Source organism: Corynebacterium sp. HMSC064E08 (assembly GCF_001811805.1).
Taxonomy (GTDB): domain Bacteria; phylum Actinomycetota; class Actinomycetes; order Mycobacteriales; family Mycobacteriaceae; genus Corynebacterium; species Corynebacterium jeikeium_D.
In genome coordinates, this window is the sequence record NZ_KV806693.1 from 216,515 (window position 1) to 232,906 (window position 16,392).

Below are 16,392 nucleotides of genomic sequence, written 5' to 3' on the forward strand. Positions count from 1 at the left end.
TGCCACTAGATAAAACTAATTAGTCTCTACATGCGGTATGAAGCCGAGCGAAATTCTGAAGAATACGCCCACTTCGAGCAACATCCAACTGTCGCGCGGCCGACACCGCTTCAAGATCTGTTCCTGGTAAATAGTAGCCCTCATTTGCGTAAATCTGGAGACGCTGGGCAAACGTGTTGGCATCTAATTCCGGGTGAAACTGCGTCGCATATGCATTGCGGCCCAACCGAAACATCTGTACGGGGCAGTCCTTTCCAGTTGCCAACAACGTAGCGTCGCCAGGCAGTTCTTCGATGGCCTCCTTGTGGCCGACGATGGCGTGAAAGTGGGCCGGTAAACCATCAAGAATTGGATCTGATTCGCCATCTGGAGTTGCAGCTACTTCGATTACAGCTGCCTGCTCCCCGTGCTTGCGGGAGACACGGCCATGGCCAGCAGTACCGAGCAGGCCGACGCCATAACAAGCTCCGAAGAAGGGGAAGTCTCGTTCGAGCACTTCTGCCAACAAATCCTCGAACCAGGTCTCGACTTCCTTCTGTAGATAGCTCTTATCGTCATCAGAGGCGTTAAAGGGACCTCCGCCAACGATTACGCCCGAGTAGTTATCTAGATTCAGATTCCCCGGACGAGACTGTTCCAGGCGAATTTGATGCAACTTTGCCGGCGCCAATGCACACCTCCTGGCAAATGAGAGATGTTCAGCGTGAGCTGCGGCATCTTCGCCGCGTGTGGAAAGCAGGAGGAAGGGCTTGGCGGAGGTAGACATTTGCGGGAACAAATTTCGTGAAAAAGGGAGCTAGAGGGGGACGGAGACTACTGCACCACTAGCAGGCTCGGATTGGCTGCATGCGTACATACGTGCATAAATCGGGGGATGATTGACGAGACGGCCTGGAGGTCCACATCAGATACCTTTAGTCGAATCGCATCGACTTCCTCCGGGTCAAAGTAACCGACGTCGGTGTAGAAAGACATTCTGCGGAGCAGTCCGTTGGCATTCATCTCCGGATGAAATTGGGTAACCCAGTTATTCGATCCGATCGAGTACATCTGCACCGGACAGGTTGGGCCTGTGGCAAGCAAAGTCGCGTGATTTGGAAGTTCCGCAACGGATTCCTTGTGGCCAGTCAACGCATAAAAAACCGGAGGCAACACCGAAGCTATTGGATCCTGAGTGGCAGCTTCGGTGAGCTCTACCCGGGTAGAACCCGCTACTTCGCCGTGACGCAGGTTAACCAAACCGCCCGAAGTAAAGGCCGTGTAGCTAGCGCCGTAGCAGATAAGCAGTGCGGGGACAGGACTCCTAAGTACGTCGTAAAGCACATCGTGCGAATACTTCTGCAGCCCCGAATGCTCAAGGTCGGTGATGTTAAATGGGCTGCCTCCGACGAATACGCCGTCATAGGAGGTCAGGTCGGGCAACTTAGCGCCGACAGCGTCGATGGTAAACAGATCCAACTGGCTGGGCTCAAGCCCGGTGGAATCCAGAAAGTCCTGGTACTCGGCTTGCCCCGCACCATCTGCGGGGCGGAGCGCCACCAACAAAAACTTACCCACACTCATAAATAGACAGCTTAGTCCATATTGAGTGAAATCTATGCATCTTCACCGGTCAAACGGGGTAAATGCACGGCAGAAAGCCGAAACCCGCTCCCGTATTAGGGGAGCGGGTGGTACGTAACGCTATCAGGCCTAGCCTGAGTGGCTAGTCCTTGCGCCGTAAGCTGTCTTCAACTAAATCAAGCACGGAATCCAATTCGTCGACAGTGCGACCAGATGCCAGACGAACGATGATGCCATCGAGCATCAGCTCGAGAAAAAGCTGCATCGTGCGAACCGAATAATCCGACCGTAGGGAGCCGGATGAGGATGTCTGGGTCAATCGGTGGGCAACAGCGTCATCCAATTGATCCTGATGGCCCAACCATTGGCCCTTAAACTCCGGATCGCTGCGAAGGCGACGGGCAATCTCAAGGCGAGTTCCCAGCCAGCCATGCTTGTCTGGGTTCGCCACGATATCACGCATTACTTCCACTAAGCCGGAAGCCTCCGCGACTTCCGCCATATTTGCGGCATCTTCTTCGGCCAATGCTAAGAACAGACCTTCTTTGGATCCGAAGTGATGGAAAATAGCACCGCGAGACTTACCGGTAGCGGACTCCAGACGAGAGACCGTTGCGCCGTCGTAGCCGAATTCTGCAAAGCACTGCCGAGCGCCGTCGAGAATTTCGTGCCGCCGTTGAGCTAAATCCTGGTTACTCACTTTTGGCATAAGGAAACTCTTTTCTTGCCGGCGACGCCCAGGGACATGTTTCACTGCATGACGTGGCAGCGCCATTCCTATACTTCCCAAGCCTCATTTTGGTTGGGGTAGAGAAACCCGAGGCCGGCAGGGCGCTAGCCCGTGGGGTATGAATCCGCGGGCTAGCGCTACCTACCGGCCTCTAGAAGCGCTGCTTGTAACAAGCCCTAGCGCGCACGAGTCAAAGGGAAACTAGTTGCCCTTGATCATGTTGCGCAGGACGTACTGCAGAATACCGCCGTGGCGGTAGTAGTCAGCCTCACCAGGGGTATCGATGCGGACCACAGCGTCGAAGTCGAAGGACTCGCCGTTTTCCTTGGTAACCGTAACCTTGACGGTCTTCGGGATGGAGCCGTTGTTCAGCTCCTCCAGACCAGCGATGTCGAAGGTCTCAGTGCCATCGATACCCAGGGACTTCCAGGACTCACCCTCCGAGAACTGCAGCGGAACAACGCCCATGCCGATGAGGTTCGAGCGGTGGATACGCTCGAAGGACTCAGCGATAACAGCCTTGACGCCCAGCAGCAGGGTGCCCTTAGCTGCCCAGTCACGGGAGGAACCGGTGCCGTATTCCTTACCACCAACGACGACCAGCGGAGTGCCAGCCTCCTTGTAGTTCATGGCAGCGTCGTAGATGAAGGCCTGCGGGCCACCCTCCTGGGTGAAGTCGCGGGTGTAGCCACCGGTAACACCGTCAAGCAGCTGGTTCTGCAGGCGGATGTTAGCGAAGGTGCCGCGCACCATGACCTCGTGGTTACCACGACGGGAACCCAGGGAGTTGTAGTCCTTGCGCTCAACGCCCATGGAGTCGAGGTACTGAGCAGCCGGGGTGCCCGGCTTAATGGAGGAAGCCGGGGAGATGTGGTCGGTAGTCACCGAGTCACCCAGGGCAGCAAGGACGCGAGCGCCCTTGATGTCGGAAACCGGTGCCGGCTCCATTTCCATCTCGTCGAAGTACGGTGCCTTGCGGATGTAGGAGGACTTGTCGTCCCAAGCGAAGGTCTTGCCCTCCGGGGTCGGCAGGTTCTGCCAGCGCTCGTCACCAGCGAAGACATCCTTGTAGTCCTCGTCGTACAGCTCGGAAGAGATGGAGGCCTCGATGGTTGCTTCGATCTCTTCGGTGGACGGCCAAATGTCGCGCAGGAAGACATCGTTGCCCTCTGCGTCCTGACCCAGGGCGTCGGTTTCAAAGTCGAAGTCCATGGTACCGGCGATCGAGTAGGCGATAACCAGGATCGGGGAGGCCAGGTAGTTCATCTTCACGTCAGGGGAGATGCGGCCTTCGAAGTTACGGTTACCGGACAGAACCGCGGTAGCAGCCAGGTCGGCCTCGTTGATGGCGGAGGAAATCTCAGCCGGCAGCGGACCGGAGTTACCGATACAGGTTGCACAACCGAAGCCGGACAGGTAGAAGCCCAGAGCCTCGAGGTCCTTCCACAGGTCAGCACGCTTGAAGTAGCCGTTAACAACCTGGGAGCCCGGAGCACAAATGGTCTTGACCCACGGCTTAGCCTGCAGACCCTTCTCGACTGCCTTGCGTGCCAACAGACCAGCACCAATCATGACCGACGGGTTGGAGGTGTTGGTACAAGAGGTGATGGAAGCGATAGCGACCATACCGTGGTCGAGCGTGTACTCGCCGCCCTTCGGGGAAGTGACGGTAATCGGGGAGCTCGGGCGACCTTCAGCGCCGTTAGCGGCGGACTCGCCGTGGCCCTCGCGGGACTCGTTGTAGTCTGCGGCCAGCTCGGAGGTCGGTGCGGAAGCCTTGACAGCGCCCTTAATCTCGCCGTCGGAGTAGTTGTGCAGGTCCTTGCGGAACTGCTCCTTGGCGGAAGCCAACTCGATGCGGTCCTGCGGGCGCTTCGGGCCAGCGATGGACGGAACGACGGTGGACAGGTCCAGCTCGAGGTACTCGGAGTACTCAGCCTCCGGAGTGTTCTCGTCCAACCACATGCCCTGAGCCTTGGCGTAAGCCTCGACGCGCTCCAGGGTCTCCTTGTCACGGCCAGTCAGGGCCAGGTACTTGACGGTCTCATCGTCGATCGGGAAGATTGCGGCGGTGGAACCGAACTCTGGCGACATGTTACCGATGGTCGCACGGTTGGCCAGCGGCAGCTTGGAGACGCCAGCGCCGTAGAACTCTACGAACTTGCCGACGACGCCGTGCTGGCGCAGCATATCGGTGACGGTGAGCACAACGTCGGTTGCGGTAACACCCGGCTGAATGTCGCCAGTCAGCTTGAAGCCAACGACGCGCGGAATGAGCATGGAGATTGGCTGGCCAAGCATTGCGGCCTCAGCCTCAATACCACCGACACCCCAGCCCAGGATGCCCAGGCCGTTCTGCATGGTCGTGTGAGAGTCAGTACCAACACAGGTGTCCGGGTATGCCAGGCCGTTGTTCTCGAAGACAACGCGAGCCAGGTACTCGATGTTGACCTGGTGGACAATACCGGTTCCCGGAGGAACAACGCGGAAGTTGGAGAATGCGCCAGTACCCCAACGGAGGAACTTGTAGCGCTCATCATTGCGCTGGTACTCAATTTCGACGTTCTTAGCCAGAGCGTCTTCGCTACCGAAGGCCTCGATGATGACCGAGTGGTCGATGACCATCTCTGCCGGGTTCAGCGGGTTAACCTGATCCGGGTCGCCGCCGAGAGTCTTAACAGCCTCACGCATGGTAGCCAGGTCAACAACACAGGCGACGCCGGTGAAGTCCTGCATAATAACGCGAGCAGGGGTGAACTGAATCTCGATCGACGGATCAGCCGAAGGAACCCAGTTGGCGACAGCCTTGATGTGCTCCTCAGTGATGTTGGCGCCATCTTCGTTGCGCAGCAGGTTCTCACCGAGAACCTTCAACGAGTAAGGCAGCTTCTCCATACCCGGCACGGCGTCAAGAGCGAAGTAGTCATAAGACTTGTCTCCGACCTCAAGCTTGCGCAGGGCGTTGAAAGAGTTCTTGCTTTCAGCCACAGTCAGCTCCATTTCTATTCGGGTGAATTGTCGCCTTAACTGAAGAGTCCGGCACTCGAATTTCGGCTCTCCACAAGGCATAGGTGCGATCACGCCGCCCCTTATCAACCAATTAAAGCAATAATCACGACGCGGGGCACACGAGCCCACACACACGTTTTTAAGGAAGCGTTACCGTCCTTGCATCAACAATAACAGTACGAACGTTCTGTATGTAGATTGCTCGCGGCGCGCCGAGTCACGCTACCCCCGTTCACATCCAGAGCAGGCCATTATAGATAGGACAAACGAAGCAGCATCTCCGCCAAATTGGGGCGCGTGGAAACCATTCTCACGCAAAACAGGAGCACGATACGGAAGGCAATTAATGCATACGCCAGCAGATTCACAGGCAGCGAAAGAAACCGTCGAGAAGGTGGTCGCTCAGCTACGCACCGACAACATCGTGACAAATAACCCACAGCTCCGAGAAGCGGTCCAGCCAATTGTCGACGATGCAGCAAATCGGGGGGTGCCCAATTTCAATATCATCTACCTAGATAGCGAGAAGATTTACCCCGTCGCCGAACAAAAGAACACCGACATCTTTTCCTTTGCCCGCCAAGTAGCGGACCAAGTCGGCGGCACCACTGTCGTGCGCACACCGGGCAATGTGGCCACCGCATCTGCCGATTTCCCCCGCGCAGCCATTGAACGCGCCGACCATGCAATGATGGAGACTCCACGAGACTATCCGGCGGGTCTCGATGCCTATTTGCACGAGCTCACTAACTACGTCGTCCCGTGGACTCTTTACAGCCTCATCGCAGGCGTCGTTATCGTCGCACTCTTCGTCGGGCTGACGTTCTACTGGCTACGCACACGCCCAACCGCCTAAGAGTTCGCTTTACGACGGACGCTGGAGTTAACGGCCCCACTGAATACATTCACCGTCCCCGGGTTTTCCACCCCACGGCAAGGGACAGGGTAAATGCCCCAAAAACTGGTAGCAGTGGAGAACTCAGTCACTATCTCAATTGGATAACACTGTTGCAGTCGCCGTAACCGTGTCAACGATTTTCGCCACGGTCAAGCATGAGCGCTTGACCTTTTCTTATGCCCGGTACCCCAGGTAAAGGTCCGCGGCAGTCCGGCACGCCGATAAGTCACCACATAGTGACATAATTCACACAGAAAACCGGGGCTCATTATAACCGCAGGCCACGGCATATAACGAAACAGTTACAAAGTGGGGGACAGTTGGTAATTTTGTTACTTATGTTTTTTTAGAGCTTTTTGACCCGTAAAGTGCTTCGTGATGCCAATAGTGGACTCAAGGGTCCAGTATTGACCAATGAAAACTCGCGGGAGCGCCGCTGTTGCTTTTGGTTCTGGTTTCGGTTCGACGTTTTTCGAAGTTCCACTCAAGACCTGGAGGCAACAATGGGAAGATATCCAACGATGGGGAAGTCGCTGGTGTCGATTCTGAGGCGTGAACGCACCCATAGGAGAAATGTAGGAGTAACGCGGTGCCGAGTAATCGCAAAGTCCGTGCATCATATTGGACTCGTCCAATTGCCGGTATTATCACGGCGGGTCTTCTGGCGACGAACACTCAGGTCGCAGCTGCACAACCACTGAATCCGAGCGACGCCCAGATCCGTCAAGCGCGTGAGGCGGCCTCTAACGCCGAGTCGTACTTGCAGTCCCTGGTCGCCGAGGTAACTTCCAGCGAGCGCCGGGTATCTGACCTCGAGCTACGCATGGGCACTCTCCGCGAGGATGTCAACAAGGCCATGGTGGACCTTGAGAACGCTCGAGATGCCGCTAACCGTGCGCGCGAGGCGGTCGACGAGGCGCGAACCCAACTCGACCGTTCCCGCGCTGAGCTCGCTAGTGCCCAGAAGCAGTTCGACGAGCTAGCCCGCACCATCATGCGCCAGGGACGTTCCAGTGGCTCGATTCTCGAGGGTGCGCGAGATGCATCCGAGGCTATTAACCGCCTGTCCGCCTTGCGTCGCGAAGCGGATCGTCAAGAGCAGACCGTTGACTCTCTGGATAAGAATCGCACCGAGGCTGCTAACCAGGAGTCCACGCTTCGCAAGAAGAGTGACGAGGCTCAGCAGGCGGAGGCCACCGCAAATCAGCGAAACACCGATGCTCAGAACGCGTACTCCGAGGCAAACGAGGAGCTTCAGAAGGAGCAAGCTGATTACCGGCAGGCTCAGGTCGATCGCGATGCCGCAAAGGCATCTTTGGATGCAGCCCGAAACGCGGTCAACGAGCTGAACTCCCAGCGCCAGAATTATGAGAACGAGCAGGCCCGCAAGGAAGCGGAAGACGCCGCTGCCAAGAAGGCCGCTGAGGAAGCCGCAGCTAAGACTCGCGCAGAGGCGCAGTCGAACCAGACTGATGAGGATTCCTCTTCTGAGTCCACAGATGAAAGCTCTAGCACCACTGGCTCCACTGGCTCCACTGGTTCTAACAGCTCTACCGACTCGGCTGGTTCGAGCAGCTCGACCGGCTCCACTGGCTCTGACAGCTCCACCGGCTCCACCAGTTCCTCTGAGACGACCGAATCTTCGGATTCCTCTGAGTCCACCGATACCTCGGATTCGTCTAGCACCGGCAGCTCGTCGTCAAGCGGCACCCCGGCACAGACTGTGGCGCCGACGAATCCGGAGACCGGTCAGAGCACCTCGGGTTCTTCCAGCCAGAAGGTCGAGACTGTCATCGCACGCGCGATGGGGCAGCTCGGTGTCCCATACGCATGGGGCGGTGGCAACGCCAACGGCCCGACCAAGGGCATCCGTGACGGCGGAGTAGCTGACTCCCACGGCGACTACAACAAGATTGGTTTCGACTGCTCGGGCCTGACTCTGTACGCCTACGCCGCTGTCGGCATTGACCTGCCTCACTACACCGGCTACCAGTACCAGCGCGGAAAGCACTACCCGGCATCTCAGATGAAGCGTGGTGACCTGCTGTTCTGGGGCCCGAATGGTCATGGCCACGTCGCTATCTACCTGGGCGATGGCAAGATGATTGAGGCACCGCAGTCCGGTTCTGTGGTTAAGATCTCGCCAGTCCGTTATAACGGAATGACACCGAACGTTGTCCGCCTCGTCTAGTTTCTAACGACGTGTTCTACAGGTCGGGCGACCGACCTAAAGAAGGGTTTCTCTGTGACCTACCCAACGCCCACTGACCACACGGACCTCGAGCGCGCATACGCGGAGCTGGGGAAGGTTGTGGTTGGCCAGGAGCACCTGATTAAGCAGCTCTTCATCGCGATGCTCGCAGGAGGTCATGTCCTGCTCGAAGGTGTTCCGGGTGTTGCGAAAACTCTGGCAGTGTCTACTTTTGCCACAGTGATGGGTGGGTCCTACTCCCGCATCCAGTTCACTCCGGATTTGGTGCCATCAGATATTGTCGGCACCCGGATTTTCCGCCAGGACACCTCGGAGTTCATTGTCGAGCCCGGCCCGGTCATGTCAAATATCGTGCTCGCTGATGAAATCAACCGCGCACCGGCGAAGGTGCAGTCGGCACTGCTGGAAGTCATGGCAGAGCACCAGGTGTCCATCGCAGGGGAGTCCACGCCAGTACCGGAGCCGTTTTTGGTTCTGGCCACGCAAAACCCAATCGAAAACCAGGGTGTCTACCCACTGCCGGAGGCCCAGCGGGACCGTTTCCTATTTAAGGTCCTCGTGGGTTACCCCACTCCGGCGGAAGAGCGGGAGATTGTCTACCGCATGGGAGCCACCCCTCCAGTCGCGCAGCAGATTCTCACCCCAGAGAGTGTTCGGGAACTGCAGCGCGCTACCCGCGAAGTCTTTGTCCACCACACACTGATTGACTACATCGTGGCCGTCATCGAACTCACCCGCAATCCGATGCGGGCGGAGTTGAAGGATGTCGACCGCTGGCTTTCCTATGGCGCATCACCGCGTGCAACTCTTGGTGCTGTCGCGGCTGCCCGCGCCCACGCGCTGTTTTCCGGTCGCGACTATGTCGTGCCGGACGATGTGGTCTCCGTGCTTCCCGACGTGCTGCGTCATCGCTTGGTCCTTTCCTATGAGGGCCTGGCCGATGGCGTTACTCCCGAACGGATTATTGACATCGTGTTGTCTCACGTGCGCCTTCCCCAAGGCGCGAGCACTGGCTCCGATGAGGGCACTGCCTCCTAATGTCAGCTCGTGAAGACGATCTTGCACGCGTCCTGGCGTACTTAGAGCTAACTGTTACGCGTAAGCTCAACGGACTTTTGCGCGGCAGCTTTCTCTCCACCGCTACTGGAGATGGCTCTGAGCCGGTTGGCTCCCGCGAATATGTTATCGGCGATGATGTTCGCCAGATGAACTGGGCAGTGACAGCCCGCACTGGAGTGCCGCACGTTCGCACCTCCGAGGCCGAGCGCGAGCTGGAGTGCTGGATTGTAGCCGAACCCGCCGCACGTCTGTCCACCGGCTTGGCCGATACCACCAAACGACATCTGCTCACCGCCGCTGCCGGCGCAGTAACGATGCTTAACGACGCCCCGGGGTCCCGAACTGGATTAATCGCCGGTGGCACTCCAGTGCCCGCGGGCCTGGGCCGTGCCCACAGCTTGATGCTGCTCAAGCAGTTGGCTGACGCGACTGCTGAGCATAACCTCGCAGCGGATATTGACACAGTAATGACTCAGGCTCCGCGCGCTGGGCTGTTGGTTGTCATCTCGGATTTCCTTGGATCACTCGATTGGGCGCGCCCGCTGCGCGTTGCCTCGGCCTCGACAGAGATTATGGCGATTCGCCTGGTAGATCCAGCCGATGAAGCCTTACCCGGCGAAGGCCCGGTGGTCATGGCGGATTCAGCTACCGGCGAGACCATTGAACTCAACATCAACGACAAGACCCGCGCCGAGTATGCAGCTCAGGCTCGTGCCCACCACGAGCGTGTAATCAATGAACTGCGCAAATGCCGTGCTCGCGTTATTACCTTGCGTACGGATTCCGATTGGGTACTGGATTTTGCTCGACAAATTGGCCAACATTAGCGTCTGAGTAGCCGCTTGTTAGTGCTATCTCTTTTGGGCCACCGACTAACCGGCTATAGCCACTGGTTTATACGCGACTGTTTAGGCGACTGGATGTGAGGAAACTGATACCGCGATGACGTTCCTAAACTCAACTTTTGCGCACCCAGGGTGGCTGCTCGCGCTCGCTCTGCCTCTCGTGGCAGCCGTGGCCTATTGGATCAGTACTAAGCAGCGAAAGCAACGTGCCATTGCCTTTGGCAACTTCACCATCGTTGGGTCACTGGGGAATAAGTCGTCGGCACGCCTGCGCCATGTCGTAGCTATCAGTGCGCTGTTGTCACTTGTTCTGGTCATCATTTCATTAGCTGGTCCGATTTCGGAGACCAAAGTCGCCCGCAACCGAGCGACGGTCATGCTGGTGGTCGACGTTTCGCTGTCCATGTCGGCCACAGATGTTGCGCCCGACCGCATCACTGCCGCTAAAGAAGCCGGCCAAGAGTTCGTGGAGAACCTTCCCGACGACCTCAATATCGGCCTGGTGACGTTCTCTGGTCGCGCTCGCACTGCTGTCAGCCCGACTACCAACCATGACACCGTGAATCGAGCGCTCCAGGCTGCTGAGTTAGATCAGGCGACTGCTACCGGTGATGCCATCGCTGCCGCGCTGGATGCCATCAATCAGTTCAGCGACTCGGTTCAGGGCGGGGGAGAAGGCGCCCCGCCAGCGACAATTGTGCTGCTTTCCGACGGCAAACAGACCGTCCCACAAGAGCTCGACGATCCCCGCGGCGCGTATACCGCGGCCGCCGAAGCCGCCAAGACCGGGGTGCCTGTCAACACGATTTCGTTCGGTACCGCGCAAGGCGCAATCACGGTTCAGGGCGAATTGATTCCAGTGCCTAACGACGACGATTCGCTGCGAGAGATCGCCCGTCGAACAAAAGGTGAGTTCTTCAGCGCTGGTTCCCTCGAGCAGCTCCGCGATGCCTATGGCTCACTGGAAGATGACATCGGTTACGAACTCAAGCGGGCCGAGAATCCGAGGCCCTATCTGATTGCAGCCTTCACGGTGCTGCTAGTGACCGTGGGCTCACTGCTTGTGACCAATCGTCGAATTCCGCAGTAGGGCTGGGTTAGGGTGCCGTCGTAAAGCGATTTGTATGGAACCCGATTGGCAGGAGACGCCGGGGGCATTGAGCAGTCGTCTTATGGAGTCCTCAGACTGCGCTACTAACATGATTAGCTATGTCTTCTGATAATTTTGACGCTATTTTGCTGTTGTCTTTCGGCGGTCCCGAAAAGATGGCCGATGTGCGTCCCTTCCTGGAGAATGTCACCCGCGGCCGCGGAATTCCGCCGGAGAGGTTGGACGAAGTCGGTGCTCACTACGCGCACTTTGGCGGTAAGTCCCCGCTCAACGATTTAAACCGCGAAATTGTCTCCAACCTTAAGGCTGAGCTCACTCGCCGTGGCTATGACTTGCCTGTTTATTTCGGCAATCGCAATTGGCATCCGATGGCTGAAGACACCGCGGCAAAGATGGCTGATGACGGTGTTAAGCGAGCGCTCGTTTTCGCCACTAGCGCCTGGGGCGGCTACTCCGGCTGCCGCCAGTATCACGAAGACATTGCTCGGATGCGCGAATCTCTGGGCGACCGTGCTTTTGACATGGAGAAAATCCGGAGCTTCTACGATCATCCGCTCTTTATAAAAGCCTATGCAGACGCAGTGCGTGAGGCGTTTGCCAAGCTACCGGATGACCGCCGTGAGGACACCCGGCTTATTTTCACCGCTCACTCTATTCCGGTCTCTGCGGACAAGGCATCCGGGCCGGTAGAGCTCGGCGGAAATCTTTACTCCCGCCAGGTCAACGAAGCAGCACGGCTCGTCGCCGACGCAGTGGGTATCACCGACTTTGACGTCGTCTGGCAGTCCCGCTCTGGCCCGGAGCACGTGCCGTGGTTGGAGCCTGACATCGTCGACCACGTTGAAGCGAAGGTCGCCAACGGCCTCCGATCCGCAATAGTGTGCCCGATTGGCTTCATCTCGGATCATGTTGAGGTCGCCTGGGATTTGGATGCTGAGCTTCAGGATGAAATGGCTCATCACGACATCGTCATCGAGCGGGTCGCAACGCCTGGTCCGACGGCTACTTTCACCGACATGCTCGTGGAGCTCATCGAAGAGCGCATCGCAGATGTCAAGCCCCGCCGTCTGGGAAGTGAACCGCTACTCGGCTCGGCCTGCAACGGCGCCCCCTGCGCCGCATCCTGTTGTACCCCGGCAAAGCGCCGCCCACACTGATTCCTTTGGCGGCAATGGGGCCGCGGGGCAAGGCAAATCCCTAGCGAGTCCACTCCTGAATCGCGTATTCCACCGCGCTCATCCGCGCCTGCCGAATCTTCCGCCACAGCGGGATGAGCTGCGCATCAAACGCGGCGCTGCCGTGCCCCGACTCGCTGCCCTGTGCCACCGCCAGAATCGACGACACCCGATCAGCTCTGGCGAGCACTCCCAGTGCACGGCGTGGCACATCATCCGGCACAAAGGCCATGTCCAGGTGGTCATCGAGCATGCCGACCATCAGCCGGGGATCCACTTTCGGGGCACCACTGCTTGACGACGTCAGCGGTGAACGCGGCATCGCCGCAATCGTGGCAGCCGCAACCCGCGCCGCATCTGCCAGCTGTAAATCCGCCTCGCCAGGGGAGAGATAGGCCGGCTCGGGAATGTGGCCTTCCAGTGTGTACCAATGCCACTGCGGTAGGCCTGGCACCGGCGTTGTCACTGGTATGAGCACATGGTTCCAGCCCGGCTCCGCATCCGCAATCACAATGGCCGAGCCTGCTGCGCGTGCAGCTTCAGCGGCGTCGGTTCCCGCAGGCAGTGCAGGTGCATCACCGGGCCCGGAGAGAATGAGGCGGACGAGGGGACGGTGGTCACTGTGCCAATCTCCCGCTTCAGTAACCGCTCGAAGAAGGCGGAGCATGTCGCTTCGATCGAGATCAGCGTCGCAATCGATGACATTCGGAACCGTGGCGTCGGCAAGCACGAACGTCCCCGGAACTGACGTGGGTCCGCCGAGCGAGTCTAGCGCGTCGAGGAGATGATCGTAGTTTTCCAAACCCGACAACCACGCGCCCAGCCAAAGGGCGATGTGCTGAGTTGGACTCCAGACCTGGTCGAGAACACTGCGCTGCATAGTGCAGCTCATCCTAGTGCAGCGTGTCGTTGGTCCCGTAACCGATGCTGTTAATCTCAGTACCCATGAGCTTTCAAGACCCGTACCGCAATCAGGACGTGTTCGCTGGCGCACGTGGCCACCGCCGTCGTATCCCACAGCCGGCACGCGAGGTGACAGCAGAAAATGGTGTTGTCGTCGAGGCGTCCTATGACGGATTCGTCGGTGCAATTATCGGGTTGGAGAAAACTTTCGACGGCTGGTGCGTCCGGCTGGAGGGCCGCCACGGCAAGTCTCGGCTGTTTCCCATGCACGAGCGCGGTTTTCTCATCGACGGCAAACCTGTGACTCTGGTGCGTCCGAAAGCACAACCCAAAAAGCCCTCGCAGGATCTGTCGGCATCGGGCTCGCGCAAGGTCCACAACGTCAAGGCCAAGGTTGCTCTCCCCAGCCGTATCTGGGTCGAGGGTATTCATGACGCGGCAATCGTCGAGAAGGTGTGGGGCCACGATCTGCGTGTTGAGGGCGTAGTCGTGGAGTATCTGGAGGGCTTGGACAACCTTCCAGAACGCTTGGCCGAATTTGGTCCGGGTCCGAAGCGCCGCGTCGGAGTCCTGGCAGACCACTTGGTGGAGGGCAGTAAGGAAAGCCGCATGACTCAGCAGCTCGGCCCGCACGTGATGGTCACAGGCCACCCGTTTATCGATGTCTGGCAAGCGGTCAAACCCTCGTCGGTAGGCATCGAGGCATGGCCGGAAGTTCCCTACGGGGAGGACTGGAAGACAGGAATCTGCCGTCGCTTGGGCTGGGGAGACGACCCCAAGGAGGGCTGGCGACGTGTCTACGCAGGTGTACACACCTACCGTGATCTGGAGTCAGATTTGATTGGCGCAGTTGAGCGCCTGGTCGACTTCGTCACTGAGCCACATATGCAGTACTGACCCCGGAATACTGGCTCCACTCGCCCCACATTTGTTCTGCAAAGTAGGTAGGGTGAGGGCGTGATTCCTCTCCTTTGGCTCGGAGCAAGCCTCCTACTGGTTCTCGGTGAACTCGCAGTCGGAGATTTAGCACTGTTAATGCTCGGAGGTGGTGCACTGGCAGCGTCCGGTGCGAGCCAGCTTGGAGCGCCGCTTTGGCTGTCAGTGGTTATCTTCGCCGTTATGTCCGCCGCACTCGTGCTGACAGTTCGCCCTGTGTTGCGCAAAAAGATGGCAAAACCGGACAAGTCCGCCGAACTGGAGTCGCGTCCGGAACTGCTAGCGGGCCGTCATGCTGAGGTCATCGAGCCAGTTTCTTCGTCAGCGGGTCTGATTAAGGTCAACGGCGAGTTGTGGAGCGCGCGCAGTCTTCTGACTGCGCAGACCTTCGATGCGAAGGAAAGAGTCACGATTGTAGAGATTTCGGGCAATACCGCAGTAGTGGACAAGCTGCTCTGAGCAGTCAACTCACTTAAAGGGCGCTCGGAGCACTCTTAGTTACTGACCATTAAATAACTGACCACACAGTTTCTAGCTACGGGGGAATCTCATGGAAGGCTTTATCATCCTCGTCGTTTTCATTCTCGTGGTTGTTACCTTGGTTCTCAAAGCGATTGTCCTGGTTCCTCAGGGTGAAGCGGCAATCGTAGAGCGACTGGGACGATACACGCAGACACTGAACAGCGGCCTGAACTTCATCATCCCGATCATTGACCGAGTGCGCGAGAAGGTTGATACCCGTGAGCGTATGGTTACCTTCCCGCCACAGGCAGTGATCACCGAAGACAACCTGACTGTGGCTATCGATACCGTCGTGACCTTCCAGGTCAACGAACCGGATCGGGCAATTTACGGTATCGACGACTACATCTTCGGCGTCGAACAGATCACCACCGCAACGCTTCGCGACGTCGTGGGTGGCCTGACACTGGAAGAGACACTGACTTCCCGTGACTACATCAACCGCCGTCTGCGCGGCGAGCTGGACGAGGCCACTGCCAAGTGGGGTCTTCGTATCGCTCGTGTGGAGCTGAAGGCCATTGAGCCGCCACCGTCGATTCAGCAGTCGATGGAAAAGCAGATGAAGGCCGATCGCGAGAAGCGCGCCATGATTCTGACTGCGGAAGGTACCCGCGAAGCCGACATTAAAACTGCTGAGGGCCGTAAGCAGGCACAGATTCTCGCCGCCGAAGGTAACAAGCACGCAGCAATTCTGGCTGCTGAAGCTGAGCGTCAGGCAACCATTCTGCGCGCTGAGGGTACTCGCGCCGCTACCTACCTTGAGGCACAGGGTAATGCTCGCGCTATCCAGAAGGTCAACGCAGCTGTTAAGGCTTCACAGTTGACACCTGAGATTCTTGCCTGGCAGTACCTGGAGAAGCTGCCTGAGCTGGCAAATAAGGACGGCAATACTGTTTGGATGATTCCGTCGCAGTTTGGCGACAGTCTCGAGAGCTTCGCTAGGGCTTTCGGCAAAAAGGATGCCGACGGTGTCTTCCGCTATGAGCCTCCGGCCGTGAGCCGAGAGACCAAGGAAGAGGCTGAGCAGGGCCGCGACGAGAACTGGTTCGACATGTCGACTAATCCGGAGTTGGCTCGTGCAGTTGCCGCGGCGAACGAGGTCGCTAACCGCCCGGTTGATGATCCGGTAGCTGCAGCAGCTGGTAATACCCCTGAGAGGAAGAAGAATCGCCGCGCTGATTCGGCTCAGCCCGCTCAGCCTGAACAGTTGGGTGGCCAGAACGGCCCGGCAGCGGTTGAACCTGCGACACCGGCTGCGCCCGCTGCGCCGGCCACACCGGCTGCGCCGTCAGTTCCTTCCGGCAAACGTGACCTGCCCTCGGCTCCTGGCACCGGCAATACCAATGCAGGCGGCGGTACACACTCCGCCGAGCGTCCAGATTTTTCAGGATGGTCACGTGACCCTTACGCCCCAGAAAATGGGCAGTAA

14 protein-coding genes are annotated in these 16,392 nt (G+C 58.2%); 9 read left to right on the forward strand and 5 right to left on the reverse strand.

Annotated features, from left to right (window positions below; genetic code table 11):
* Positions 1 to 19: 19 nt before the first annotated feature.
* The 4 genes from HMPREF2820_RS02535 to acnA form a co-directional block, all read right to left on the reverse strand.
* On the reverse strand, positions 20 to 766 hold the full coding sequence (locus HMPREF2820_RS02535) for a glutamine amidotransferase (protein WP_083229260.1): 747 nt from the start codon (positions 764 to 766) through the stop codon (positions 20 to 22).
* 47 nt (positions 767 to 813) lie between these two features.
* Positions 814 to 1,563, reverse strand: coding sequence for a glutamine amidotransferase-related protein (locus tag HMPREF2820_RS02540; protein WP_070438429.1), 750 nt, complete (start codon positions 1,561 to 1,563; stop codon positions 814 to 816).
* Between the two features lie 142 nt (positions 1,564 to 1,705).
* Complete coding sequence (locus HMPREF2820_RS02545; protein WP_016422763.1) at positions 1,706 to 2,272, reverse strand: TetR/AcrR family transcriptional regulator; 567 nt, start codon at positions 2,270 to 2,272, stop codon at positions 1,706 to 1,708.
* Between the two features lie 222 nt (positions 2,273 to 2,494).
* Positions 2,495 to 5,281, reverse strand: coding sequence for an aconitate hydratase AcnA (gene acnA, locus HMPREF2820_RS02550; RefSeq protein ID WP_083308408.1), 2,787 nt, complete (start codon positions 5,279 to 5,281; stop codon positions 2,495 to 2,497).
* 367 nt (positions 5,282 to 5,648) lie between these two features.
* On the opposite strand from acnA, the gene HMPREF2820_RS02555 reads away from it, so the two are divergent.
* From HMPREF2820_RS02555 to HMPREF2820_RS02580, 6 genes are all read left to right on the forward strand, one after another.
* The gene (locus HMPREF2820_RS02555) at positions 5,649 to 6,158 is read left to right on the forward strand and encodes an Rv1476 family membrane protein (protein ID WP_048734147.1); all 510 of its coding nucleotides are present in this window, start codon (positions 5,649 to 5,651) and stop codon (positions 6,156 to 6,158) included.
* A 631-nt stretch (positions 6,159 to 6,789) separates the two neighbouring features.
* Positions 6,790 to 8,391, forward strand: a complete 1,602-nt coding sequence (locus HMPREF2820_RS02560; protein WP_070602613.1) for a DIP1281 family NlpC/P60 protein — start codon at positions 6,790 to 6,792, stop codon at positions 8,389 to 8,391.
* A 54-nt stretch (positions 8,392 to 8,445) separates the two neighbouring features.
* Positions 8,446 to 9,450 (forward strand): AAA family ATPase, encoded by a 1,005-nt coding sequence (locus HMPREF2820_RS02565; RefSeq protein ID WP_016422767.1) that lies wholly within the window; start codon positions 8,446 to 8,448, stop codon positions 9,448 to 9,450.
* On the forward strand, positions 9,450 to 10,298 hold the full coding sequence (locus tag HMPREF2820_RS02570; RefSeq protein ID WP_070602615.1) for a DUF58 domain-containing protein: 849 nt from the start codon (positions 9,450 to 9,452) through the stop codon (positions 10,296 to 10,298). The genes HMPREF2820_RS02565 and HMPREF2820_RS02570 overlap by 1 nt, the downstream gene beginning before the upstream one ends.
* Before the next feature lie 115 nt (positions 10,299 to 10,413).
* Complete coding sequence (locus HMPREF2820_RS02575) at positions 10,414 to 11,406, forward strand: VWA domain-containing protein (protein WP_070438445.1); 993 nt, start codon at positions 10,414 to 10,416, stop codon at positions 11,404 to 11,406.
* Positions 11,407 to 11,525: 119 nt separating this feature from the next.
* Positions 11,526 to 12,584 carry a ferrochelatase gene (locus HMPREF2820_RS02580; RefSeq protein ID WP_049170588.1) on the forward strand — a complete coding sequence of 353 codons (1,059 nt, stop codon included), beginning with the start codon at positions 11,526 to 11,528 and terminating at the stop codon, positions 12,582 to 12,584.
* 40 nt (positions 12,585 to 12,624) lie between these two features.
* On the opposite strand, the gene HMPREF2820_RS02585 is transcribed toward HMPREF2820_RS02580, so the two are convergent.
* On the reverse strand, positions 12,625 to 13,482 hold the full coding sequence (locus tag HMPREF2820_RS02585; RefSeq protein WP_016422771.1) for a hypothetical protein: 858 nt from the start codon (positions 13,480 to 13,482) through the stop codon (positions 12,625 to 12,627).
* A 65-nt stretch (positions 13,483 to 13,547) separates the two neighbouring features.
* Between HMPREF2820_RS02585 and HMPREF2820_RS02590 the strand changes: the two genes are divergently transcribed.
* The 3 genes from HMPREF2820_RS02590 (at position 13,548) to HMPREF2820_RS02600 (ending at position 16,392) form a co-directional block, all read left to right on the forward strand.
* Positions 13,548 to 14,402 (forward strand): DUF3097 domain-containing protein, encoded by an 855-nt coding sequence (locus HMPREF2820_RS02590; RefSeq protein ID WP_049170585.1) that lies wholly within the window; start codon positions 13,548 to 13,550, stop codon positions 14,400 to 14,402.
* Positions 14,403 to 14,462: 60 nt separating this feature from the next.
* The gene (locus HMPREF2820_RS02595) at positions 14,463 to 14,900 is read left to right on the forward strand and encodes an NfeD family protein (protein ID WP_070602619.1); all 438 of its coding nucleotides are present in this window, start codon (positions 14,463 to 14,465) and stop codon (positions 14,898 to 14,900) included.
* A 91-nt stretch (positions 14,901 to 14,991) separates the two neighbouring features.
* Entirely contained in the window at positions 14,992 to 16,392 is a 1,401-nt protein-coding gene (locus tag HMPREF2820_RS02600) for an SPFH domain-containing protein (RefSeq protein WP_048734130.1), read from the forward strand.

What these genes read in the sequence shown, in the direction of transcription:
- HMPREF2820_RS02535 (WP_083229260.1), bottom strand. Translation starts at nt 766, where the DNA reads ATGTCTACCTCCGCCAAGCCCTTCCTCCTGCTTTCCACACGCGGCGAA.
- HMPREF2820_RS02540 (WP_070438429.1), bottom strand. Translation starts at nt 1,563, where the DNA reads ATGAGTGTGGGTAAGTTTTTGTTGGTGGCGCTCCGCCCCGCAGATGGT.
- HMPREF2820_RS02545 (WP_016422763.1), bottom strand. Translation starts at nt 2,272, where the DNA reads ATGCCAAAAGTGAGTAACCAGGATTTAGCTCAACGGCGGCACGAAATT.
- HMPREF2820_RS02555 (WP_048734147.1), top strand. Translation starts at nt 5,649, where the DNA reads ATGCATACGCCAGCAGATTCACAGGCAGCGAAAGAAACCGTCGAGAAG.
- HMPREF2820_RS02570 (WP_070602615.1), top strand. Translation starts at nt 9,450, where the DNA reads ATGTCAGCTCGTGAAGACGATCTTGCACGCGTCCTGGCGTACTTAGAG.
- HMPREF2820_RS02575 (WP_070438445.1), top strand. Translation starts at nt 10,414, where the DNA reads ATGACGTTCCTAAACTCAACTTTTGCGCACCCAGGGTGGCTGCTCGCG.
- HMPREF2820_RS02580 (WP_049170588.1), top strand. Translation starts at nt 11,526, where the DNA reads ATGTCTTCTGATAATTTTGACGCTATTTTGCTGTTGTCTTTCGGCGGT.
- HMPREF2820_RS02585 (WP_016422771.1), bottom strand. Translation starts at nt 13,482, where the DNA reads ATGCAGCGCAGTGTTCTCGACCAGGTCTGGAGTCCAACTCAGCACATC.
- HMPREF2820_RS02590 (WP_049170585.1), top strand. Translation starts at nt 13,548, where the DNA reads ATGAGCTTTCAAGACCCGTACCGCAATCAGGACGTGTTCGCTGGCGCA.
- HMPREF2820_RS02600 (WP_048734130.1), top strand. Translation starts at nt 14,992, where the DNA reads ATGGAAGGCTTTATCATCCTCGTCGTTTTCATTCTCGTGGTTGTTACC.